The organism is Streptomyces taklimakanensis, from assembly GCF_009709575.1.
Classification (GTDB): Bacteria; Actinomycetota; Actinomycetes; order Streptomycetales; family Streptomycetaceae; genus Streptomyces; species Streptomyces taklimakanensis.
In genome coordinates, this window is the sequence record NZ_WIXO01000001.1 from 5,815,285 (window position 1) to 5,840,742 (window position 25,458).

The 25,458-nt window shown below is 75.3% G+C and carries 7 protein-coding genes and 1 pseudogene; all 8 read right to left on the minus strand.

All coding sequences use genetic code 11. The annotated features are described in order from the left end of the window. Positions 1-146: 146 nt before the first annotated feature. Positions 147-1,442 (minus strand): MFS transporter, encoded by a 1,296-nt coding sequence (locus tag F0L17_RS25500; RefSeq protein WP_155072876.1) that lies wholly within the window; start codon positions 1,440-1,442, stop codon positions 147-149. Then, a pseudogene (locus F0L17_RS25505) lies at positions 1,439-11,236 on the minus strand (non-ribosomal peptide synthetase); the annotation flags it as partial. The pseudogene F0L17_RS25505 and the gene F0L17_RS25500, both read right to left, overlap by 4 nt. A 94-nt stretch (positions 11,237-11,330) precedes the next feature. Continuing rightward, positions 11,331-12,344 carry a TauD/TfdA family dioxygenase gene (locus tag F0L17_RS25510; protein WP_155072878.1) on the minus strand — a complete coding sequence of 338 codons (1,014 nt, stop codon included), beginning with the start codon at positions 12,342-12,344 and terminating at the stop codon, positions 11,331-11,333. Between the two features lie 8 nt (positions 12,345-12,352). Beyond that, the gene (locus F0L17_RS25515; RefSeq protein ID WP_155072879.1) at positions 12,353-12,565 is read right to left on the minus strand and encodes an MbtH family protein; all 213 of its coding nucleotides are present in this window, start codon (positions 12,563-12,565) and stop codon (positions 12,353-12,355) included. 85 nt (positions 12,566-12,650) lie between these two features. Beyond that, positions 12,651-13,880, minus strand: a complete 1,230-nt coding sequence (locus tag F0L17_RS25520) for a cytochrome P450 (protein WP_162466688.1) — start codon at positions 13,878-13,880, stop codon at positions 12,651-12,653. A 328-nt stretch (positions 13,881-14,208) separates the two neighbouring features. Then, positions 14,209-16,113, minus strand: a complete 1,905-nt coding sequence (locus tag F0L17_RS25525) for a non-ribosomal peptide synthetase (protein WP_155072880.1) — start codon at positions 16,111-16,113, stop codon at positions 14,209-14,211. Positions 16,114-16,146: 33 nt separating this feature from the next. Next, positions 16,147-20,709, minus strand: a complete 4,563-nt coding sequence (locus F0L17_RS25530; protein WP_155072881.1) for a non-ribosomal peptide synthetase — start codon at positions 20,707-20,709, stop codon at positions 16,147-16,149. Further along, complete coding sequence (locus F0L17_RS25535) at positions 20,706-25,457, minus strand: non-ribosomal peptide synthetase (RefSeq protein WP_155072882.1); 4,752 nt, start codon at positions 25,455-25,457, stop codon at positions 20,706-20,708. Before F0L17_RS25535 ends, F0L17_RS25530 begins: the two co-directional genes overlap by 4 nt. Position 25,458 lies beyond the last annotated feature (1 nt).

Sequence of the window (25,458 nt, forward strand, 5' to 3'; positions counted from 1 at the left end):
CCCGACGGCAACGGCAGCGTCCGGTCCCAGGCCGTTCGCGGAGGCAGGGCGCTTTCGGGGCGGGGCCCACGAGGGTGCCCGGCCGTCCGGTGCCCCTCGGAACGGCGCAGACGCCGGCCGCCGGGACACCGGCACGCGCTCGGGGGTCAGGTGGGGTCGGGGACGGTGGGGAGGTCGCGGAGGGGACGGACGGGACTGAGGAGGAGGAGGGTGGCGGCGCCGGCGAGGACGGCGCACATGATCCAGATGGTGCCGGTCAGTCCCAGCGACTGCCCCAGGAAACCGCCCAGCAGCGCCCCGGCGGCGAAGGCGCCGTAGTTGAGGGTGGAGGTGGTGGCCCGTACGCGGCCGAGGAGGGGGCGTGGGCAGTAGCTCTGCACGAAGCTGCCGGAGACGACGTTCCCGGCGACGATCCCGCCGACCGCGACCGCCCACGCCAAGGTGGCGGCCGCCAGCGGAACCCGGTGACCCGCCAGGGGCAGCAGCACGATGCAGGGAGCGGCCACCAGCTCGCAGGCGAGCAGAGCGCGGGCCGTGCCGAAGCGGCGGGCGATCCGACCGGCCAGGGTGGCGCCCAGGAGGCCGCCGACGCTCACCACGGCGAAGACCATGCCGACACCGCCCGGCTCCAGCCCCACGATCCGGACCAGGAACAGCACCTGTACCGACTGGATGCCGCTCAGCGCCACGTTGCCCAGCGCGCTGAAACACACCAGTACCCGGAGGTAGCGGTCCCCGGAGACGAAGTGGACCCCTTCGGCGATCTCCCGCCGGATGCCGCGCCGGGCGGACCGCTCCGGGGGGCTCTCCCGGGTCTCGATCCGGGAGAGGCACACCAGCGACACCACATAGGAGACCGCGTGCACCAGGACGGCGGAGACCGCGCCGAGGAACTGCGCGATGATCCCGGCCAACCCCGGCCCCGCCACGTCGGCCGCCGACTCGCCGCTGCGCAGCTTGACGTTGGCCTCCAGCAGCTCGGACCCGGCGACCAGGGTGGGGACGATCGCACCGTAGGCGGTGTGGAAGAAGACCCGCACCCCGCCGGAGAGGAGGGCGACCGCCACCAACTGCCATATGGTCAACAGCCCCGCCCAGGCCGCCAGCGGCACGCTCAGATGGATCCCGATCAGCAGCGCGTCGCAGGTCTGCATCACCCGCCGTCGGGACAACCGGTCCACCCAGGCCCCGGCGAGCAGTCCGATGAACAGCCAGGGCAGCCACGCCGAGGCGGTGATCACGCCCAGCATGATCGGCGGGGCGTCGAGGACCACCACCGCCACCAGGGGCAGCGCCACACTGCCGACGGCCGTGCCGAGGGCGCTGGTCACCTCCCCGGTCCACAATCGGCGGAAGTCCGGCCGCCGCCAGAGTCCCCACCAGTCCCGGGGCGGTTTGCGCGGGCTCGGAACCCGGACGGTGACGCTACCGGTTTCGGTCATGACGGCTCTCCCAGGTGCTCGGTGAGAAGGGCGGCGATCTCGGCGATGGAGGCGCCTCGGGTCATCTCGCCGTGCGCGCAGGCGAGCCGGTGGGCCGTGAGGGGGCCGCCGACGTAGGGACGCCACAACTCCTCGTACGGCCAGTCCGCGGGTTTGTCCCCCGCGGCGCCGAGGAACAGCGCCTCGCCGGTGAAGCGTCGCGGCCGGTGTTCGTCGAGCAGCTTGTGGTGGCCGGCGAAGGTCTCCGGCAGGTGCTCCGCCGCCGTGCCCAACGTCTGTGTCAGCTCCACGAAGCCCGGATCCCGTGCCGACGCGTAGCCGAGGGAGGCGAGCATCACGGCGAAGGCCTCGGCGGGGTCGTCCGGCAGCTCCCCGCGCGCGGGGGAGCCGGGCACGGCCGGATAGCCGTCGAGCAGCGCCAGCAGGGCCACCTCCTCGCCCGCCTCCTGCAGCAGCACGGCCATGGCGTGGGCGACCGACGCACCGAAGGACCAGCCCAGCAGGTGGTACGGGCCCGTCGGCCGCACCGAGCGCAGTCGGCGCACGTAGTCGGCGGCCATCTCCTCCACGCTCCCCGCGGCTTCGCCCCGCAGCGCGCGGGACTGGAGACCGTAGAGCGGACGGTCGGGGTCGAGATGCCGCAGCAGTCCGGAGTAGACCCAGCTGATGCCCGCGGCCGGATGGACGCAGAACAGCGGGGCCTGACCGCCGCCCGCACGCAGCGGAAGCAGTACGTCCAGCGGGTCGTGAGCCCGGGCGCCGGCCGCTTCGAGGTGCGCGGCGAGCCCCGCGACGGTGGGGTGTTCGAAGACGGTGCGCAGCGAGATCTCGGTGCCGAAGCCGGTCCGGACGCGCCCGGCGAGCCGGTTCGCGAGGAGGGAGTGGCCGCCGAGGTGGAAGAAGTCGTCGTCGACGGTGAGGGCGGCGGGATCGAGGCCGAGGGTGTCGGCGAAGAGGGCGTGGAGGGTCTCCTCCTGCGGGGTGCGAGGGGCTCGTGGGGCGGTGGCGGTGACGCCCGGGAGGGGGACGGTTCCCGGAGTGAGGCCGGGGGCCGGAGGGAGGAGGGTGCCGTCGGGGCGACGGCGGGCCCGGGCACCCGTCCGCACCACCGGACCCGCGGGCGGGTCCTGCGGCCGGCCCGGTCCGGCGAGGCAGAGCTCACCGGGGACGCCCGCGGGCACCGGTCGCAGTCCGGCGTCCAGTACGTGGACGCGGAGGTTGTCCAGTGGGCGGCCGAGCGGCAGTGGGCCGCCGTCCGCCAGGTCTCCGTCGGTCACCACACGTGCCGTCAGGGGCGGCGCTCCGGCGCCCACGCGCGGGCCGTGGGCGCACACCAGCCGTAGCTCCGGGCACGCCTCCCGGATCCGGACCAGCGGTTCGACGGGCACCGGGTCCCCGGCGGTGAGCACCGTCTCGAGCCCGCGGAACGCCGCCGGGTGGCTGCGCGCCGTCTGCTCCAGGCGGTCCGGTGCGGACCACATCCGGGTGAGCCCGTGGGCCGCGACGGTGTCCGCGAGGCGGTCCGGCGCGAACCGGTCCTCCGGGAGGACGACGAGGGTGCCGCCGGTCAGCAGCGGCGCCCAGAGCGGGAGGCCGGCCGCGTCGAAGGACCGCCCGGCGAGGAACGGTGTCCGGGCGGGCCCGTCGCCCGGACGCCAGTGGGTGTCGGCGGCGGTGGCGGTCACCTCGGCGTGCCGCACGCGCACCGGCTCCAGGGCGCCGTCCGGCCCGGGGGCGAAGCGGAGGAACGCCGGGGCGGAAGGAGCGGTGGATCGTGTGTCCGGGGCGTCCGGGGCGTCCGGGAGGGGGGCGGGGGCGGCCGGGGAGACGAGTCGGAGACCGGGAGGCTCCGGAGCGGGCGGCGGGGTCTCCGTCACCAGCAGTCGAACCCCGGCGGCGGTGAGCACCGCGGACCGGTGCTCCGGCGCGGCGGTGGGGTCCAGCGGAACGCAGACCGCGCCGGTCCTGGCGAGGGCGAGTGCCGCGGTCACCGTGTGGGGGGACTGGGCCAGGGCGAGGGCCACCGGCTCCCCGGGGCGGGCCCCGGCGGCGCTGAGGCGCCGGGCCAGGTGGCCCGCGCGGGCGTCGAGTTCGGCGTAGGTCAGCGGCAGCGCCCCGTCCAGGGCGAGGGCGTCGGGGGTGCGGGCCGCCTGTTCGGCGAACCGCTCCGCGAGGGTGGCCGCCTCCGCCGCCACGGTGACCGGGCCCCGGGCCTGCTCCAGCGCCTCGCGCCGCTCCCGCGGCGTCAGCACCTCCAGCGCGCTCAGGGACCGGCCGGGGGCGTCGACCGCCTGGCGCAGCAGCCGTGCCCAGGCGGCCGTGAGACGCGCCACGGTCTCCCGGTCGAACAGGTCCACGGCGTAGTCCACGGCCACGTCGATGCCCGCCGGGGTGCGGTCGGGCCCGAGGACCTCCTCGCACATCACACTCAGATCGAACTTGGCGCCCCTGGCGTCGACCGACTCCGCCGTGACCTCGAGCCCGCCCAGGGAGAGCGGCACGGCATCGTTGTTCTGGAGGGTCAGCATCACCTGGAACAGCGGGTGGCGGGCGAGGGAGCGCGCGGGGTTGAGCTCCTCGACCAGCCGCTCGAACGGCACGTCCTGGTGCGCCTGGGCAGACAGGTTCACCTCCCGGGCCCGGCCCAGCAGCTCGGCGAAGGACGGGTCGCCGGAGACGTCGGTGCGCAGCACCAGGGTGTTGGCGAAGAAGCCGACCAGTTCCTCCAACGCCTCGTCGGTGCGGCCGGCGACGACGGAGCCGATGGGGATGTCGTCCCCGGCGCCGAACCGGTGCAGCAGCGCGGCCAGGGAGGCCTGGAGCACCATGAACAACGTCACCCGGTGCTCGCGCGCCAGCCGCACGATCGCCGCGTGGAGTTCGGCGTCCAGCGGCAGTGCGACGCGGTCGCCGCGGTGGCCGGCGACCGCGGGGCGAGGCCGGTCGACGGGGAGCGGCAGCTCCTCGGGCAGGCCGTCGAGGGCATCGCGCCAGTGGGCGAGTTGACGGGCGAGGAGGCCGCCCGGGTCCGTGACGTCGCCGAGCAGCTCGTGCTGCCAGAGCGTGTAGTCGGCGTACTGGACGGGCAGCGGCGCCCAACCGGGCGCGGCGCCACCGAGGCGAGCCCGGTAGGCGGTGTCGAGGTCGCGCAGCAGCGGGCCGAGGGACCAGCCGTCGGCGGCGATGTGGTGCAGGACGAGGACCAGCAGGTGCTCGTCGGGGCCCGCGCGGAACAGATCGACCCGCAGCGGTGGCTCGGCGGCGAGCGAGAACGGCCGCCACACGGCCTCCTGGCAGGCGGCGCGCAGCGTCGCGCCGTCACCGGTGCGGTCGTGCTCCTGCCACATCGCCCCGGCGTTCCGGACGGTGTCCGCGGGCAGCACCCGCTGGTGCGGTTCGTCGTCCCGCCCGGTGCCGAACACGGTGCGCAGGCTCTCGTGGCGGACCATCAGGTCGCCGACGGCGGCGCGCAGGGCGGCGCGGTCGAGCGGGCCGTCCAGGCGGAGGACGAGCGGGATGTTGTAGAAAGGGCTCTCCCCCTCCAACCGGTCGATCAGCCAGAGCCGCCGCTGGGCGAAGGAGAGGGGAAGCACGGCCGGACGCTCCCCGGCCGTACAGCGGGGCCGGGCCGCCTCGACCGGGGTGGCCTCCCCGGCGCCGCCGGCGCCGCCGGCGCCGCCGGACGGGGAGGCCGGGTCCGCCGGGAGGTCCAGAAGGGCGTCGAGGGCGGCGATGGTGGGGTGTTCGAAGAGGGTGCGCAGGCTGAGGCCGGTGCCGAAGGCGGATCGGACACGGCCGGCGAGGCGGGTGGCCAACAGGGAGTGACCGCCGAGCCGGAAGAAGTCGTCGTCGAGGTGGACGCGCTCCGGCGCCAGGCCCAGGACCCCGGCGAAGAGCTCCCGCAGCCGCCGCTGTCGGGGGGTGCCGGGCTCTCGGCCGGTACCGCCCGTGGTGTAGTCGGGGGCGGGCAGCGCCCCGCGGTCGATCTTGCCGTTGGAGGTCAGCGGGAGGCGGTCCAGCAGCACGAGGGCGGCGGGCACCATGTAGGCGGGGAGCGACCCCGCGGCGTGCCGGCGCAGGGCGGCGGTGGTGAGCGTGTCGTCGGCCGGCACGCAGTAGCCGACCAGGCGCCGGTCGCCGTTCTCCTCGCGGAGCAGGACGGCGGCCTGGGCGACCCCGGGGTGGGCGGCGAGGGCCGCCTCGATCTCGCCGGGCTCGATGCGGAAGCCGCGCAGCTTGACCTGCTGGTCGGTGCGGCCCAGGTACTCCAGGGCACCGTCGTCGTTCCACCGCACCAGATCCCCGGTGCGGTACATGCGGGTGCCGGGGCGGGGCGCGTGGGGGTCGGGCACGAAGCGCTCCGCGGTGAGCGCGGGGTGGCCGAGGTAGCCGCGCGCCTGGCCGGACCCCGCGAGGTACAGCTCACCGGCCACACCCACCGGGAGCGGTCGGAGCTCGCGGTCCAGGACATAGGCGCGGGTGCCGTCCAGCGGGCCGCCGATCGGCAGCGGACGGCCGTTGTCCGGCTCCGACGGCCGGATCGGGTGGAGGGTGGCGAAGGTGGTGGTCTCGGTCGGCCCGTAGGCGTTCAACAGCCGCAGTCCGGGGCACGCCTCCAGGACGCGCCGCATCGACGCGGCCGAGCCCGCCTCGCCCCCGGTGAGGACGGTGTGCAGGCCGCGCAGCGCGGTGGGCCGTTCCTGGGCGATCAGGTCGAACAGGCCCTTGGTCAGGAACAGCCCGGTCACGTGGTGCCGGGCGATGAGGGCGGCCAGGTCGGCGGGCTCGGGATGGGCGGTGGGGGCGCAGACGACGGTGCCACCGGTCAGCAGCGGCACCCACATCTCGAAGGTGGCCGCGTCGAAGGCGTACGAGGAGTGCAGCAACACCCGCCGCATCGACCCGTCCGCCCACCACCGGTCGGCGGCGAGGGCGGTGATGTCGCGGTGGTGCACGGCGACGCCCTTGGGCCGCCCGGTGGAGCCGGAGGTGTACATCACGTACGCCAACTGCCCGGCGGCCACTCGCACTGGCGGGGCGTCCTCGGCACCGGCCGTCCGCGGCGGCTCCTCGTCCGGCCGCAGGACCCGGGCGCGGTGCTCGAACCCGGCGTCGGCCCGGTCGGTGAGCAGGACGGCGGCCCCGGTCTCGTGGAGGATGTCGGCCATCCGTTCGGCGGGGAGGCCCGGGTGCAGCGGCACGTAGGCGCCGCCCGCCTTGAGCACCGCCAGAGCGGCCGTCACGACCTCGGGGGAGTGGTCGAGGAGCAGCGCCACGGGGGTCTCCGGGCCGACGCCCAGCGTACGGAGGCGGTGCGCGAGCCGGTTGGCGCGGGCGTCGAGCTCGGCGTAGGTCAGCCGCCGGGCGCCGTCCACGGCCACGGCCTCCGGGGTGGCCGCGGCCTGCCGGGCGAAGACCTCCGGCACGGTGGCGCCGGGGTGGCCCCGCCGGGTCGGCGTGCCCTGCCGGCCGTCGAGCAGGGTGCGGCGTTCCTCGGGGGACAGCAGCTCGATCTCCGCGACGGGCCGCCGGGGGTCGGCCAGTACGGCGGTGAGCAGCCGGGTGAAGCACGTCGCGAGCCGCCGCGCCGTGGCACGGTCGAAGACGTCGGTGGCGTACTCGAAGGCGCCGTCCAGGCCGGCCGGGGAGCCGTCCGGGGTGTGGCGTTCGCCCAGACTGAGGGTCAGGTCGAAGGTGGACGTGGTGATGTCGGAGGAGGCGAAGGACACGTCGAGGCCGTCGAAGTCCGGCGGGGTGTCCTCGGTGCCGTGCAGTGACAGCGCCACCTGGAAGAGGGGGTGGCGGGCGAGGGAGCGCGCGGGGTTGAGCTCCTCGACCAGCCGCTCGAACGGCACGTCCTGGTGGGTGAGGGCGGCCAGGCCGGTCTCCCGGACGCGGCCCAACAGCTCGGTGAAGTCGGGGCGGCCGGTGAGGTCGGTGCGCAGCACCAGGGTGTTGCTGAAGAAGCCGACCAGGTCGTCCAACGCCTCGTCGGTGCGGCCCGCCACGGGCGAGCCGATGGGGATGTCGTCCCCGGCGCCGAACCGGTGCAGCACGGCGGCGAGCGCCGCCTGCACCACCATGAACGGGGTGGCGCCGTGCTCCCGGGCCAGCTCGGTGAGCCGCAGGTGCGCGGTGGCGTCGAGGGTCACCGGCACCTGCCGGGCGCGGTGGCCGGCCGCCGCGGGGCGGGGGCGGTCCAGTGGCAGCGGCAGCTCCTCGGGCAGCCCGTCCAGGGCCTGCCGCCAGTGGGCGAGCTGCCGGGAGAGGGGGCTGTCGGGGTCGCTGTCGCTGCCGAGCAGGTCGCGCTGCCAGAGGGCGTAGTCGACGTACTGCACCGGCAGCGGTTTCCACGCCGGTGCCCGGTCTCCGGCGCGGCGGGCGCGGTAGGCGGTGGCCAGGTCGCGCAGCAGCGGCCCCAGGGACCAGCCGTCGGCGGCGATGTGGTGCACCACCAGGGTGAGGACCCGTTCCTCGGCCTGCTCCTCGGGCCGGTCCTCGGGCCGGGTGGCGGGGTGGAGGTAGGCGTGGAGCAACGGACGGTCGCCGGAGAGGTCGAAGGAGTGGGCGGCGGCCTCGTCCACGGTGCGGTCGGTCTCGGTCAGCAGGGCCTCCGCGCCGGGCGCGTCCAGTACCCGTTGCCAGGGCACGCCGTCGCTCTCCGCGAAGACCGTGCGCAGTGCCTCGTGCCGGGCCACCACGTCGGTGAGTGCCGCGCCCAGGGCGGGCACGTCCAGGGCGCCGCGCAGGCGCAGCGGCAGGGAGATGTTGTGAGTGGTGCCCGCCCCCTCCAACTGGTCGACGAGCCAGAAGCGCTGCTGGGCGTAGGAGAGCGGCGGCCGTTCCGGGCGGACCGCCACCGCGGTCGGGGCCGGCCGGGGCCGGTCGGCGGCCAGCTTCTCGCCCAACTCGGCGATGGTGGGGTGCTCGAAGACGGTCCGGATGGACAGTTCGGCGCCCAGGGCCGCGCGGATCCGGCTGGTCAGCCGGATGGCGAGGAGGGAGTGGCCGCCGAGGTGGAAGAAGTCGTCGCCGATGGTGAGGCCGTCGGGATCGAGGCCGAGGGTGTCGGCGAAGAGGGTGCGGAGGACCTCCTCCTCGGGGGTGCGGGGGCCGCCCCCGCCGGGCCGCGCCCGCACGTCCTCGGGGACCGTGTTCCCCACAGGCGCCGTGGGGCGCGTGGGGTCGGCGGGTTGGGCGTGGTCCGGGAGCAGGAGGACGCCGTCGACACGACGGCGCACGAGCACCCCCGTCCGCAGCAGCCGCCCGCCCGGTTCCGGGGCGTGGGGATCCGCGACAGTCGTCGCGGAGGGGGCGTGCACCCGGCCGTGGGCGTGACCGGCGGCGGCGAGGCAGAGCTCGCCGGGCACGCCGTGGGGCACCGGTCGCAGCCCGGCGCCGTCGAGCACATGGAGACGCAGTCCGTCCAGAGGCCGACCGAGCGGTACGGGGCCGCCGTGCGCCAGGTCCTCGTCCGTCACCACCCGCGCGGTCACGAAGTCGGCGCCACCGGCCGGGTCCAGGGCGCACACCAGCCGCAGCTCCGGGCACGCCTCCCGCGCGACACGCAGCGGTTCCGCGGGCACCGGAGCCCCGCCCACGATGACCGTGCGCAGCCCGCGGAGCGCCGCCGCGTCGGCCCGGACGGTCCGGGCGAAGTGCGCCGTGTCCATCCGCAGGGTCGTCAGTCCGCCGTCGGCGACGAGGCCGGGCAGCGCCTTTGGGTCGGGAGTGTCCTCGGGGGCCGGCACGACGGTGCCCCCGGTCAGCAGCGGCAGCCACAGCTCGAAGACCGCGGCGTCGGTGGACCAGGGCGCGTGCAGCAGCACCCGCGGGCCGTCCGTGCCGTCGTCCCAGCGGTGGTCGGCGGTCAGACCCGCCACATCGCGGTGGCGCAGCGCGCGGAGCGCGGGCGGGCCGTCCCCGGCCTCGGGGGGCGGGGCCTCGGGCAGGAGGTAGGCCGCCGCCCCGGCCCCGGTGGGGCCCGTCGGGGGCGCGGTGCCGCCGGGCCAGGCGTCCGCCTCGGCCAGACGCAGCACCCGCACCCCGGACGGCAGCCACCGGACGCTGTCGGCGCTGTCGGCGCCGTCGGTGAGGAGCAGGGCGGCCCCCGAGGCGGTGACCAGGTGGGCCCGGTGTTCCGGCGCGAGTTCGGTGGGCAGCGGCACGGCGGTGCCTCCCGCCGCGACCACGCCCAGCAGCGCGGCCACCGCCGCGGGGGTGCGGCCCAGCGACAGGGCCACCGGAGTACCCGCGCCCACGCCCTGGCCGGTCAACCGCCGCGCCAGCCGGTCGACCCGATCCGCCAGCTCCGCGTAACTCCAGCCGCCCCGGGCACCGGCCACCGCCGTCCTCTCGGGCCGGCAGGCGGCCCGGGCGGCGAACAGCTCCCCGAGCGGCGCCAGGCGGTGCGGTGGTACGGGGCCACCCCGTCCGGCGGCCAGCGCCTCCCGACGCTCCTCGGCGCTCAGTATCTCCAGTTCCGACAGGGGCAGCTCCGGCCGCGCGGCGGCCGACTCCAGCAGCCGCACCCAGCACCGCGTCAGCCGCTCCACGGTGGCCCGGTCGAACAGCTCGGTGGCGTACTCCAACGAGCCGGTCATGCCGGCCGGGACGCCGTCCGGGCCGTGGGTCTCCTCGATACCGATGCTGAGGTCGAACTTGGCCACCCGCACGCCGATCGGCTCGGGCTCGGCCGTCACCCCGGGCAGGTCGAACCGGCCGGGCTCGTGGTTCTGGAGGGTCAGCATCACCTGGAACAGCGGGTGGCGGGCGAGGGAGCGCGCGGGGTTGAGCTCCTCGACCAGCCGCTCGAACGGCACGTCCTGGTGCGCCTGGGCGGACAGGTTCACCTCCCGGGCCCGGCCCAGCAGCTCGGTGAAGGACGGGTCGCCGGAGACGTCGGTGCGCAGCACCAGGGTGTTGTTGAAGAAGCCGACCAGTTCCTCCAACGCCTCGTCGGTGCGGCCGGCGACGGGGGTGCCGACGGCGATGTCCCGGCCCGCGCCCAGCCGGGACATCAGCGCGGCCAGGGAGGCCTGGAGCACCATGAACGACGTCGCCCGGTGCTCGCGCGCCAGCCGCACCAGCGAGCGGTGCAGCCGTGGCGCCAGGCGCACGGGAACGGCGTCGGCGGCGGTGCCGGTCAGCGCGGCCGGGCGGGGCCGGTCGGTGGGCAGCCCCAGCTCCTCGGGCAACCCCGCCAGGACCTCCCGCCAGTGGGCGAGCTGCCGGGACAGCAGGCTCTCCGGGTCGCCGTCGCTGCCCAGCAACTCGCGCTGCCAGAGGGTGTAGTCGGCGTACTGCACCGGCAGCGGCTCCCACGCCGGGGCCCGGTCCCCGGCGCGACGCGCCCGGTAGGCCACCGCCAGGTCGCGCAGGAAAGGGGCCTGCGACCAGCCGTCGGCCGCGATGTGGTGGAGCACCACGAGCAGCACGTGCTCCTCGGGGCCGAGGACGAAGACGGTGACCCGGATCGGCGGTTCGGTGCCGAGGTCGAAGGGGCGGGCCGCCGCCGCGTCACGCAGCGCCGGGTACTCGTCCTCGGCGCACGGCACCACGTCGACCCGCGGCCGGGTCTCCCCGGCGGGCAGCACCTCCTGCCGGGGCATCCCCTCGCTCACCGGGAACACGGTGCGCAGGGACTCGTGCCGGGCCACGACGTCCGCCGCCGCCCGTCGCAGCGCGACCACGTCGAGCGGGCCGCGCAGCCGCAGGGCGATCGGCAGGTTGTAGAGGGGGCTCGGCCCGTCCAGCTGGTCGATCAGCCACAGGCGCTGTTGTGCGAACGACACCGGTATCACGGTGCTACTCCCTACTGCTTGATCACATCACCGGGGACGGGCCGGTCGGGTGGGATCCCGGGGGCCGGCGGACGGCCCCCGGGGATCAACGGTCGGTGGTGGACGCGGCCGCGGTGGCGGCCGGTCGGACGCCGGGCCGGCAGTCGGCCATCCGGACGGGGGCGCCCATGGCGACGGCGATCTTCCGGTCGCCGCGGAAGGGATCCCGACCGTGTGCGGTGCCGATGTTGTCCACCAGCATCAGATCGCCGCGCTGCCAGGTCTCACGGACGGTGGCCGCCTCGTAGACCGCGTTGAGTTCGGCGACCTCGTCCCGGGTGAGCGCGGTGCCGTCGCCCAGGCCGGTGTTGAAGGGCAGGCCGTCCGGGCCGAACTCGTCGATCAGCGCGGCCCGGATCTCCGGCTCCAGGGACCACTCGTTCCAGAAGGCCAGGTGGTTGAACCAGGACTCCTCGCCGGTGTCCGGGTGGGTGAGCGTCGCGGGACGGATCTGCCGGGTGCGCAGCGTGCCGTCCGTCCGCCACTGCGCGTCGATGAGGTTCTCGGCGCAGTAGGCGTTCACCGCCTCCGGGTCCTCGGTGCCGAACGCGGTCCGCCAGTCCAGCGAGATGTATCCGGAGTAGTTCCGGGTGAGGCTCCAGCCGGTGGCCCGGGCGCGGGCCACCAGTTCGGAGGGCAGTTCGCGCAGCACTTTCCGGCAGTCGGCGACGGGGGTGGCCCCGCCCTCGGGCGGGGCGGTCAGACAGGCGAACAGCAGCAGCCCGGGGAAGGTCAGGGTGTAGCTGTTCTCGTTGTGCATCCGGATCGCCTGCGAGGGCGGCAAGTCGGTGGAGGAGAAGACGCCGTTGCCGAAGTCGCTGCGCGGGGTGGCCTTCTCGCGGTACGGGGTGCGTTCGGGGATCAGGACGTCGCGGACCGTCGCCACGTCCTCGGTGGTGGCGATGGGCAGTCCGCGCAACAGGACCGCGCCGTGTTGCCGCAGACCCGCGGAGATCTCCTCGTGCGACTCGCGCAGCCAGTCGGCCGCCGCCCGTGCGGAGGTCACTCCCGTCACCCGGATCCGGGCGGGGCGGCCGGGGTCGAGTTCCCAGTTCGGCATGGTGGTCCTCACCGCCGCTCGAGGGAGGCCGTCAGGCCGGCGGGCCTGATGTCGGTCCAGTTCCGCTCGATGTACTCCAGGCAGCCCGCACGGCTGTCCTCGCCGTGGACCGTGGTCCAGCCCTCGGGCACCTCGATCCAGGTGGGCCACAGCGAGTGCTGGTTCTCGTCGTTGACGAGCACCAGATAGGTGCCGTCCTCGTTCTCGAAGGGATTCGTCATGGCGCATGACCTCCTGGGGAGGGGCAGGGACGGGGAGGGGTGCCGCCGAAGCTATCGACGGTGGCCGTGGCCGGGCGGCAGACGGTCAGGCAGGACGGCGGAAGTTCCGCCGCCGTGGTGTCGGTCGGCGCGGGGTGAGACGCACCGGGCAGCTGTCCAAGCCGAAGTTGATGAGCGAGCCGTTGTAGCGCGGCGGTCCCACGCGTTCGATGCGCTCGGTCCGCTCCAGCACGGCCGAGAAGAGCGCGCCGAGTTCCGCCTTCGCCAGCGGCGCGCCGATGCAGTAGTGGGCGCCCAGGCCGAGCGCCAGGTGCCGGTTGGGGGAGCGGCCGAACTCGATCTCGTGAGGACGCTCGTAGACGGCCGGGTCGCGGTTGGCCGCCCAGAGCCAGGGCACCACCCGGTCGCCCGCGGCGAAGCGGAAGCCGCCCAGTTCGGTGTTCCGGGTGACCGTGCGCAGGGTGTGCAGGCCCACCGAGGTCCAGCGCAACAGCTCGTCCACGGCCGCTCCCGTCTCGGCTGTGCCGTCGACCAACCGCTGCCACAGCACCGGGCGTTCGACGAGCGCCAGCAACGCCGTCGCGGCGGTGTGCCGGACCGTCTGCACCCCGCCCACCACGATGTTGTCCAGGTTGAGGACCACGTCCTCCACCGGCAGCAGCCGCCCGCCGACCCGGTGGTGGGCCACGGCGCTGATGAGGTCGTCCCCGGGGTCGGCGCGGCGCCGCATCACCTGGTGCATCAGGTAGGGGATCAACCGCTGGTGGCCGGCGCGGCGCTCCTCGGGGGCGCGGCCCAGGAACGCCAGGTCGCAGACGTTCCGGACCATCTCACGGTCCTGACCCGGTACGTCGAGCAGATCGCACATCACCTCCAGCGGCAGCGCCGACACCATCTGCACGAGGTCCACCTCGCGCCGCTCCACCGCCTGCCGGACGATGGCGTCGGCCAGCTCGTCGATGCCGCGGGCGGCGCCGCGCACCCCCTGCGGGGAGAAGAACGGCACGGCCGGGGCCCGCAGCGCACGGTGTCGGGGCGGGTCGCACAGCGCCATCATCCGGCCGGAACCGGCGGGCCGGGCGGGGCCGGTGCCCAGCAGCGAACCGCCCTCGGAACTGTAGACCGTGGTGTCCCGCAGCACCTGCGCGGACAACTCGTAGGTCAGTACGGACCAGACGGGCCCGTCGGTCTCGGTCTCGGTGCGGTGCACCGGGGACTCGCGCCGCAACCCGTCGACGAGCTCCGGCAGGTCGGGCCGGGACCACAGGCCGGGATCGCTCAGATTGACGCTCGGGCCGACTGTCGTGGTGACCACGGGTGCTCCCTGGTGCGTTGGATGGTCGGGGTCGGTGGCGGCACGGGCCCGCGGTGGGCGACGCCGACCGCCGGGCGGCCGCCGGGGAGGGCGCGGGCGGCGGCCCGGGGCGGTGCCGACAGGTGTGCCGGACGTCGAGGCTCTGCTCGTGGAAGCCGCAGTCGCGCCCCGTGCCCACGGGGCCGGATCCCCCGCGCCGCGGATCCCGTCGGGGCGCCGAGGGCGGTGTCGCCGTCCGTGCGCGGGACGCGGACGATCCGGAAGGTGCGGTGCGACTGTGGGGCCGGGAGCGGCAACCGGTCGGTGACGACGTGGGGACGCGGTCCGTTCACCGGGCGCCCCGGCTCGCCAACGCCGGTCGAGGCGCGGCTTCGGAGGCGGCGGTCCGCCGCACGGACTCCGTGAAGTCGGCCAGGTCGTGGGAGTCCAGCAGCTGGCGCAGCTGGATCTCGATGCCGAGGCGGCGGCGCAGCACGTGCACCACCCGCAGGGCGGTGAGGGAGTGGCCGCCCAGTGCCAGGAAGTCGTCGGTCGGCTCCACCCGGTCCACCTGGAGGGCGGTGCGCCAGACCTCCGCGACCTGCCGGTCCAGGTCCTCCGGCACCCGGCCGGCCGCCGTGTCCGCGGGCCGGCCGGGGGCGGGCGCCGCCGCGCCGGGGGAGCCGGGACGGGGGACGGTCAGGGCGTGGTGGTCCACCTTGCCGCTCGGGGTGAGCGGCAGCGCGGCGAGCGGGTGGACGCTGCTGGGCACCATGTGGGCGGGCAGCGTGTCGCGCAGTCGGCCCAGTACGCCCCGGGCGAAGTCGCGGCCGGTGTCCGCGGTGCCCCGAACGGTCACGAAGGCCGTGATCCGCAGGTCGCCGGGGGCGGCCTCGATCACCTTCACCGCGGCCTCGGCCACTTCGGGCAGGCGGGTGAGGGCCCGCTCGATCTCGCCCGGCTCGATGCGGAAGCCGCGCAGCTTCACCTGCCGATCGGACCGGCCGACGTACTCCAGGGTGCCGTCGGGACCGGTCCTGGCCAGGTCGCCGGTGCGGTACATCCGGTGGCCGGGCGGCCCGTAGGGGTCGGGCAGGAAGCGCTCGGCGGTCAGCCCCGCGCGGCCGACATAGCCGTGGGCGAGCCCGGCCCCCGCCACGTACAGCTCCCCGGTCTCGCCCGGGGCGGACGGGCGCAGCCGGTCGTCCAGCACCCGTACCGTGCTTCCGGCCAGTGCCGCGCCCAGGTGCGGGCGGGTCTTCGGGCCGGTGATCCAGGCGGCGGTGGAGTCCACCGTGCACTCGGTCAGGCCGTAGACGTTGACGGCCTCGGTCCCGGCGGCTGCCAGTTCCCGCCAGACCCGCTCGGGCACCGGCTCGCCGCCCATGAAGAGCCGGGGCACCGGGCCACCCGCCAGCGGCTCGCGCAGCAGCTCCCAGTGCGAGGGCGTCAGGTCCAGGTCGGTGACGCCCTCGGCGCGCAGCGTCCGGGCCAGCCGCACCGGGTCCACCCGCTGCTCCTCGTCGAGGACCAGGAGGGTGTCGCCCCGGCAGACCCGGACCCACTGCTGGACGGAGGCGTCGAAGGAGACGCTGGCGTTCCAGCCGACCACACCGGGTTCCGGCCGGTAGGCGCCCATCCCCTCCAATCCGGTCAGCAGCGCGGCCACGGCGCCCCGGGGGACCTCCACTCCCTTGGGGACGCCTGTCGAACCGGAGGTGAAGATGGTGTAGGCCGGGTCGAGCGGGTTCGTGGACTCCGCGGCGGATCCGGTGGTGGAGTCGGTGGTGGAGTCGTCGTCCAGGCCCCACCGCGTGGGCCGCAGCACGGTGACGCCCGCCGGGGGCCGGAAGCCGCCGCCAGAGTCCAGCAGCACGGTGAGCCCGGCCTGTTCGATCATGTGGGTCAGCCGTTCCTGCGGGTAGGCCGGGTCGAGCGGCACATAGGCGGCACCCGCCCGCCACACGCCGAGCAGCGCGACCACCAGGTCGACGCCGCGCGGCAGATGGATGCCGACGCGGTCGCCGCGGCCGGTGCCGAGCCGGCGCAGCGCGGCGGCGAGGGCGGCGGTGCGGCGCTCCAGGGTGGCGAAGTCCACGCTGCCGTCGGGGGCCCGCACCGCCGTCCGCTCGGGGTTCTCGGCGGCGACCCGCAGGAAACGCGCCACCGGGTCCTGCGCGGCGGACGGGACGGCGGGGCCGTCGGGGTCGGTGGGACCGGTGGGGACGAGGGGAGTGTGCTGGGGATCGCTCATGGCAACATCCGCTCCAATCGGGGCCGGGCGGGTTCAGGGGTGTGCGGGGGCGGTGGTGCGGGCGGCGGTGGCCATCTCGTGGAGTGCCTCCGCGTAGGCGTCGAGAAAGGACTCCGCCGCCGCGTCCGGGACCACGGACCGCTGGTGGTCCACGGCCAGCAGGGCGCGGCCGGAGACGGGGTCCTGGATCAGCGAGGCGCCGAAGGCGAAGCTGTTCGGCTCGTGGCGCAGCGTCGGCTCACAACCGATGCGGCCGTCCACGATGCGGGCGGAGCCGAGCCGTCCCAGGGCGTGGAAGCGCAGATAGCCGAACTGGCTGTCCAGCCCGCCGTCCGCCATCAGTCGGGCGAGCCGGGCGAACGGCACCCGGCGGTGCGGCATCATGTCCAGTTCCTCCCGGTGCAGGGTGCGGGCCGGCTCCAGCCCGTCGGTGCCGGGCGGGGGCAGCTCCGCGCGAAGCGGCACGGTGTTGAGGAACAGTCCGTAGGCATCGGCGCCGCCCTCCCGCTCCAACCGCCCGTTCATCGCCAGCCCGGTCACCGGGTGTCGGCGGCCGGTGAGGTGGGCCAGGGCCCGCAGATGCGCGGCGAGCGCCACCGACTTGACCGGCACGCCCGCGGCGCGGGCGGCGGCCCGGAGCTGGCCGGGCGCCTCCGGCAGCACCCGTTCCAGAGTGCGCGGCAGCTCGTGGACGTCCTCACTGCCCGGCCAGAGCCGGCCGTGTGCGCCGGCCAACCGCTCCCGCCAGTAGGCCAGGGAGGCCGGGTCCTCGGCGGCGGCCCGTTCGGCGGCCACGAAGTCCCGGAAGCGGGAGGCGGGCGGCGCGGCGGGCGGCGCCGCCGGGTCCGCGACCAGCTCGCCGTGCCGCTCCAGCAACTCGGCGAGGAGCGAGGTGAAGCTCCAGCCGTCGAGGATGGCGTGGTGCTCGCAGATCGTGAGTTGACAGGCGTCCTCGGCCAGTCGCTGCACGGTGATTCGGAACAGCGGGGCCCGCTCCAGGTCGAACGGGGTGTCACGGTGGTGCTCGAAGACGGCGCGAACGGCCGCGTCCCGCGCCCGCGGGGCGAGCCCGCGCAGGTCCGCGAACTCCACCGGGGGCGGCAGCTCGGCGTGGACCAACTGCATCGGCTCGACATGGCCGGACAGGTCCAGACTGGTCCGCAACACCGGGTGGCGGCGCATCGCCTCGGCGACCGAGCGGCGGAAGGCGTCCTCGTCCAGAGCGGCGGAGAGCCGGTAGCTGTTGACGTTGTGGTAGCTGTCGGTGCCCCCGGCGATCTCCATGTGGTAGACCATGCTGAGCTGCATGGACACCATCGGGTAGGCGTCCTCGACGCCGGGCGGCACCTCCTTTCGGACGCCGTCCGGAGCCAGGGCGAAGGGCATCGGCTCTCCGGCCGACGCCTCCGCGTCCGGCGCGGCGGGGGAGGCGAGTGGGACCAGCTCGGCGATGGTGGGGGCGGTGAAGACGTCCCGCAGCGAGACGGACCAGCCGTGCTCCTGGAGCCTTCCGGCGAGCTGGACGGCGCGGATGGAGTCCCCGCCGAGGCGGAAGAAGTCGTCGTGTACGCCGATGTCGCCGACGCCGAGCACCTCCGACCACGCGCGGGCGAAGGTCTGCTCCACCGGCCCGCGGGGGGCGGTGCGCGTGCCGGAGCCGGGCGCCGCCGGGCCGGTGGAGCCGAAGCGGGGGGCGGGCAGGGCACGGTGGTCGAGCTTGCCGTTGGGCGTCAGCGGCAGCGAGTCCAGGACGGTGCAGCCGGCCGGGATCATGTGGGCGGGCAGGGTGCGGCCGAGGAACTCCCGCAGATTCTCGGGGGCCCGGCCCGTGACGTAGGCCGCCAACCGGCCCTGGTGGACGGTCACCACGCAGTCGAAGACGTCCGGATGGGCGCTGAGCGCCTCCTCGATCTCGCCCGGCTCGATGCGGAAGCCGCTCAACTTGATCTGGCGGTCGCCCCGCCCCAGGTACTCCAGGCCACCGTCGGGCAGCCGCCGGGCGAGGTCGCCGGTGCGGTACAGGCGGGCGCCCGGCGCCGCCGCCCCGGGGTCGGCGACAAAGCGCCCGGCGGTCAGGCCGGGCCGCCCCCAGTAGCCGTGGGCGAGGCTGCCGCCACCGATGTACAGCTCACCGGTGACGCCCGGCGGGCAGGGCCGTAGCCAGGGATCGAGGACCCGGGCGTCCAGGTGCGGCAGCGGGGTGCCGATCAGGCTGCGGTCGAAGCCCGCGCCGTCCGCGGCCAGGTCGTGGGTGGTGACATGGACGGTGGTCTCCGTGATGCCGTACAGATTGCACAGCCGGGCGGGCGGCAGCGGGTCGAGCGTGAACCAGCGGCGCACGGTGGCCGGATCCAGCGCCTCGCCGCCCAGCATGATCCGACGCAGGGCGGGCAGCGCGTGGGAGCGGCGCCGCACGGCGGGCTCCAGTTGGCGCAGCGCGGAAGGCGTCAGGCAGAGGAAGGAGACCCGCTCGCGCTCCAGCAGCTCCGCGAACTCCTCCGGCGAACGGCTGGTGAGGTAGGGGACGACGACCAGCCGCGCGCCGTGGTGCAGCGCGCCCCACAGCTCCCAGACCGTCCAGTCGAAGGCGTGGCTGTGGAAGAGGGTCCAGACCTCGTCGGGGCCGAAACCGAAGTGCGCGTCGCCCTGCGCCATCAGACGGCTGACGTGTTCGTGGGCGACGGCCACGCCCTTGGGACGGCCGGTGGAGCCCGAGGTGAAGATGACATAGGCGGTGCTGCGGGGATCGGTGATCGTCCCCGGCCGCCCGGGGTCGGCGGCGGCGAGTTCGGCGGCCCGCTCGTCCAGCCGGTAGGACAGCCACGGCCCCTCCGGCAGGCCGGGCAGGTCGGTGACGGCGACGGTGACGCCGGTCTCGGCGAAGACCAGGGCGGAGCGGTCGGCGGGTGCGGCCGGGTCCACCGGCACGTACGCCGCCCCCGCCTTCAGCACGGCCAGCACCGCCGCCGGGATCCAGGCGGTGCGGTCCAGCCGCAGCCCCACGCGGTCCCCGGGGCGCACCCCGGCGGCGATCAGGACGTGCGCCAGCCGGTTGGCCCGCCGGTCCAGCTCGGCGTAGTCGAGGGTACCGGCGTCGTCGGTGACCGCCGGCCGTGCGCCGTGGGCGTCGACGGCCTCCTCGAACAGGGTGTGCAGACAACGGCCGGGAGCCCGGGCGGCCTCGGCCGCCGGGCCCCGGGGCCGTTCCGCGGACGCGGCGGCGACGGTCAGCCGCGGCAGGGCGCGGCCGCTGTCGGCCAGGGCGGCGTCCAGCAGCCCGGTCCAGTCCCCGATCATCCGGCGGACGGTGGCGGCGTCGAGGAGGCCGGTGCGGTACTCCGCCTCGCCGCGCAGTTCCCCGGAGTCGAAGACCGACCAGGTGAGGTCGAACTTGCTGGTGCCGTTGGACCGCACCTGGCGGGTGGCGGTGAGGTCGGGGCCGAAACGCAGTGGCGCCGGGTCCTCGGTGTGGGAGCCGAAGACGACCTGCACCAGTGGGGAGCGCCCGGGGGAGCGTTCCAGGTCGAGCCGGTCGACGATCAGGTCCAGGGGGGCGTCCAGGTGACCGTAACCGTCGAGGAGCGCGTCCTGGGTCTCCACCAGCAGCCGACGGAACGTCATCTCTGGCTCCAGGCGCAACCGCAGCGGCAGCAGGTTGACGAAGTAGCCGATCAGATGCTCCAGCTCGGGGTGGCCCCGGGTGGTCACCGGGGTGCCGACGACCAGGTCCCGGGCGCCGGTGTAGCGGTGGAGCAACAGCGCGAAGACGGCCAGGTTCACCACGTGGGGGGTGACGCCCTCGCGTTCGGCGAGCTCGCGCACTCGTGCGGCGGTGCCGGGGGCCGTGTCGAAGTGCTCGGTGGCGCCGTGTCGGCCGGGCTCCGCGGCGCGCGGGCGACGGCCGGGCAGCTCCAGCACGGTCGGCGCGCCGCGCAGCCGGCGCCTCCAGTGGTCCAGCTGGTCCTCCAGGCAGGTGTGCTCCTCCTCGGCGGCGTGGTCGGCGTACTGGACGGTGAGCCTCGGGTGACGGGGGGCACGGCCGGCGACCCGCGCCGCGTAGCCCTCGGTCAGCTCGCGTTCGAAGATCTCCGCGGACCAGCCGTCCCACACGATGTGGTGGACGACGAACTGCACCGTGGTCTCCCGCTCGCCGCGGCGCACCGCGGTGGCGCGCAGCAGGGGGCCGGTGGCCAGGTCGAACGGCTCGGTGGCGGCCTCGGAGAGCACCCGCTCGGCGCGTCGGTCCCGCTCGGCGGCGGGGAGCGTCCGCAGGTCGGTGACGGACAGCGGCACGGACAGCGCGGGGTGGACCAGTTGACGGGGGACGTCCCCGTGGAGGTCGAAGGTGGTGCGCAGCGCCTCGTGGCGGTCGACGACGGCGGCGAGGGCGCGCTCCAGGAGCGACAGGTCGAGCGGACCGCGGAACTCGTAGACGGTGGGCGTGGTGTAGGTGGCGGAGCCGGGGTCCCAACGGTCGAGGAACCACAGGCCGCGCTGGAGCCGGGAGGCCGGAGCCGTTCGGCCCGCCCGGAGCGCTCCGGGCGCTCCGGCTGCCTCGGGTGCCTGCGGTGACGCGGGGGGCACGGGAGGGGTCATGACGCGTCCGCCTTCCTGGCGTCGTGGGTCCGCCGGGTGTCCGCGGCGGGGAGCTGCCGGGCGATGGCGCGCACGGTCCTGGCCTGGAACACCAGTTGGGGCCGGATCCGGGCGCCGGTCGCGCGGGACAGGTGCATGGCGACCCGGACGGCGGCGAGCGAGTTGCCGCCGATCCGGAAGAAGTTGTCCTCCGGGCGGATCCGTCGGTGGCCCAGCACCGTCCGCATGGCCTCGGCCACCAGCCGTTCGTCGCCGGTCAGCCCGTCCCCCGGTCCGTCTTCCGGCGGCTGTTGCGCGGGGGTGCGGGGGGCGGGGAGGGCGGTGCGGTCGGTCTTGCCGTTGGGGTTGAGCGGAAGCGCGTCCAGCAGGTCGCAGGTGGCCGGAAGCAGATGGGCGGGCAGCCGCTCGGACAGCCAGCGCAGCACCTCTTCGGGGTCGGCGCCGTCCGGGCCAGTGGTGATGTAGGCGGCGATCCGGTGCTCGCCGGAGTCCGCCGTGCGGACGGCGACGGCGCCCTCCCGTACGCGCGGATGGCGGGTGAGGGCGTCCTCGATCTCACCGGGCTCCACGCGGAAGCCGTTGACCTTCACCTGGTCGTCGGCCCGGCCGATGATCTCCAGCGTGCCGTCCGCGGTGACGCGCCCCAGGTCCCCGGTGCGGTACAGACGTTCACCGGGGCGCCCGCCGGGTCGGGCCACGAAGCGCTCGGCGGTCAGCGCGGGGCGGCCCAGATAACCGTGCGCCAGGCCGCCGCCCGCCGCGTACAGTTCGCCGGTCTCGCCGGGCGCCACCGGCCGCAGCCCGTCGTCCAGGACCAGGATGTCCTTTCCGGCCAGGGGGCGGCCGATCGGAACGGACGCGGTGGCGGTGTCGGCGGGCGTCACCGGATGGCAGGTGGTGAAGCCCAGGGATTCCACCGGGCCGTAACCGTTGCCGACGCGCAGTCGGGGGTGGGCCGCCAGTACCTTGGCGACATGGGGGCCCGAGGCGCGTTCCCCGGCGGTGAACACCGTGTGCGGTCCGTCGAAGGCCTCCGGGTACTCCTCCACCAGGAAGTTGAACAGGCCGGCGGACAGCTGGAGCTGGGTGACACCGTGGCGCCGGGTCAACTCGGCGATGAGCTGCGGATCGGCGCGCCGACCGGGCTGGAGCACACAGACCCCGCCGAAGAGCAGCGCCCCGTACAGCTCCAGCGCGAAGGCGTCCCAGGAGACGGGCGAGCACTGCAGCCACACCTCCTCGGGGCCGAAGCGGGCGTACTCCTGCCCCGGATAGGTGGCGGTCAGCGCCCGGTGCGGCACGGCCACGCCCTTGGGGCGGCCGGTGGAACCGGAGGTGAACATCACGCAGGCCAGGTCCTCGGCGCCGGCCGGCAGCCCGGGGTCGTCGCCGGGCGCGGCGGCCACCTCGGCGGCCAGCTCCTCCAGCGCCAGGCGCGGCGGCCCCCCTTCGGGCAGCGGCGGCGGTTCGACGCGGCCGTGGGTCAACACCAGGTCGGCACCGCAGTCCGTGATCGTGTCGGCCAGCCGCGCCGCCGGGAAGTCGGGGTCCAGCAGGGTGTAGGCGGCGCCGGTCTTGAGGACCGCGAGCAGCCCGGTGACGAGCTCGGGCCCGCGTTCGGTCAGCAGCGCCACCAGGGAACCGCGCCCCACGCCCCGCGCGGCGAGGACGTGCGCCAGGCGGTTCGCCCCGGTGTTCAGTCCGGCGTAATCGAGGCGTCCGCCGTCGAAGAGCAGGGCGGTCGCCTCCGGGGTGCGGTCGGCCTGGATCTCGAAGAGACGGTGGACCGGCAGCCCGGTGCCGGCGGCCAACACGGTCAGCCAGTCGTCGCACAGCTCGGCCATGGTGGCCGCGTCGAACAGATCCCGGTCGTACTCGAAGCGGCCGGTGAAACCACTGCCCCGATCGTCCACGGAGACCGACAGGTCGAAGCGGGCCACGGGGTGCGGGTACAGCGCCCGGGTGACGGTGGCGTCCCCGATGGTCAGCGGGCGCTCGCCCAGCGGATGCTGCTCCAGCAGCACCTGGCACAGCGGATTGCGGTCCTGCGGCGGGTCGGTGAGCACCCGGTCGACGATCTCGTCGAAGGAGGCGTCCTGATGCCGATAGGCGCCCAGGCAGACCTCCCGAACATGGCGGACCAGCTCACGGAAGGACAGCTCCGGGGCCGGACGCAGCCGCAGCGGCAGCAGGTTGACGAAGTAGCCGATCAGGTCGTTGAGTTCGGCGCGGTTGCGAGTGCTGACCGGGCTGCCGATCACCAGGTCGGTCTCGCCGGAGCGGCGGCGCAGGGCCGACGCCAACCCGGCGAGCAGCACCATGTACGGGGTGGCGTCCTCGTCGCGGGCCAGCTCCCGCACCGCGCGGGCCAGCGAATCGGGCATCGCGAAGGTGTGGCAGGCGCCGCGGAAGGCCTGGGTCGCCGGCCGCGTCCGGTCGGGGGGCAGCGCCGGGCCCTCCGGGGCTCCGGCGAGTTGCTCGGCCCAGTAGGACAGCTGCGCCTCGGTGTGCTCGGGGTCGGCGTACTGCCAGGCGCTGAAGTCCGCGTACTGGACGGGCGGCCCGGCCGCCCGGGGCCGGCGGCCCTCGCGCAGCGCCGCGTAGCTCTCGGCCAGTTCGCGTTCCAGCACCGGTAGCGAGCCCTCGTCCCACACGATGTGGTGGAAGATCAGCAGCAGCACGCTCTCCCCCGCGGGCCCCTCGGGAAAGAAGTGGGCGCGCAGCGGAGGACCGTCCGCCAGGTCGAGGGGCCGGGCCACGGCCTCCTCGATCAGCCGGGGAACGCGTTCGGCGGGCGCCTCGGCGACCTCGAACGGCACCACGGCCTCGGACCGCACGTACTGTCGGGGGCCGTCCTCGTCGAGACGGAAGACGGTCCGCAGGCTCTCGTGCCGGGCGGCGACGGACTCCAGGGCGGCGTGCAGCAGCGCCGGGTCCATCGGACGGTCGAAGCGGAACACCCAGGGCACGGAGTAGGTGGTGGTGCCGGGATTCCACTGCTCCAGGAACCACAGGCCGCGCTGGAGTTTGGACAGCGGTGCCCGGTCGTGTCCGGCCGCGGTGAGGGGAGCGCGGTCGCCGCCGTCGGTGCCGCCGACCGCGGCGGCGAAGGCGGCCAGCTCGGGAGCCTCGAAGATGGTGTAGGGCGAGACCGGCCCGAAGACGTCGAAGACCCGGCCGACGACGCGCACGGCGGTCAGCGAGTCCCCGCCGAGGTGGAAGAAGTTGTCCTCCCGCCCGACCCCGGAGACGCCGAGCGCCTCGGACCAGACCGCGGCGATCACCTGCTCCGCGGGCGTCGTGGGGGGCGTGGTGCCGCGCGGCGCCGCCTCGCCCCCGGGAGCGGGCAGCGCCCGCCTGTCGATCTTGCCGCGGTCGGTGAGCGGGAAGGAGTCCAGCACGGTCGACGTGGCCGGGAGCAGGTGCTCGGGCAGCCGGGCGGCGAGGTGCTCGCGGACCCGGGCGTGGTCGGGCACGGTCTCCGGCGCCCCGGTGACGTAGGCGGCGAGTCTGCCCTCGTGCCCGGTGACGGCGCAGGCGGTCACCCCGGGACAGGACGCCAACGCGGCCTCGACCTCGCCCGGCTCCACCCGGAAGCCCCGGATCTTCAGCTGGTCGTCGGTGCGGCCGAGGAACTCCAGGGCGCCGTCCGCCCGCTGCCGGACGAGGTCGCCGGTGCGGTACAGGCGGGCGCCGGGGGTGTCCGCGTGCGGATCGGGCAGGAAGCGCTCCGCGGTGCGGGCCGGGTCGCCCCAGTACCCGGCGGCCAGGACGTCTCCGCCGAGGTACAGCTCACCGGGGGTGCCGGGCGGGCAGGGGCGCAGCCGCTCGTCGAGGACGCGCGCCGCGCGGTCCCCGACCACGTTCCCGATCGGCACGGCTCCGTCGGAGCCCGCCGCGTCGTCCGGGGCGACCGGGTGCACGGTGGCGGTGACGACGGTTTCGGTGGGGCCGTAGGCGTTGAGGAGCGGCACTCCGGTGTGCCGGTGCCAGTCGGCGGCGGTGCCGGGGTGGAGGCGGTCGCTGCCGGAGACCATCAGACGCAGCGGACCGGGCCGCCAGGCTCGGGCGGACAGCGCGGCGGTCAGCTCCCGGAAGTGCCCGGCGGAGAGGTTGGCGACCGTCACCCGCTCGGTGGCGAGGAGGTCCAGCAGCTCCCCGGGCGCCATCAGCTGTCGCTCCGGCAGGACCAGGCAGGCCCCGGCCGCCAGGGCGGCGGTGACCTGTTCGAGGAAGACGTCCACGGTGGGCCGCGCGTACTGCAGGACCACGTCCTGGGGGCACAGTCCGAACCGTTCCGTCACGGCCGTGACGTGCGCGGCGAGCGCGGACGTCGGAACCAGCACGCCCTTGGGCCGTCCGGTGGTCCCCGAGGTGTAGAACAGACAGCCGCGGGCGGCGGGGACGTCGACGGCCTGCCGACCGCGGGCGGCGGGGACGCCGTCGGCCACCAACAGGGCGGCCCCGGAATCCGCCAGCAGCAGCTCGGTGCGGTCGGCGGGGGCGTCGGGGTCGAGCGGCAGGTAGACGCCGCCCGCGCGGAGCACGGCGAGCAGTCCGACCACGTAGTCCAGCCGGTCGCGGCTGGAGACCGCGACCACCTGGCCGGGGGCGATCCGCGCGGCGAGCGCGTCGGCCAGTTCGTCCAGCTCCCGGTAGCCGACCTCACGGCCGGCCCGGCGCACGGCCGGGCGGTCCGGGGAGGGGCAGGGGACCGCCGAGGCGAAGGGGTAACCGCAGGAGGACATG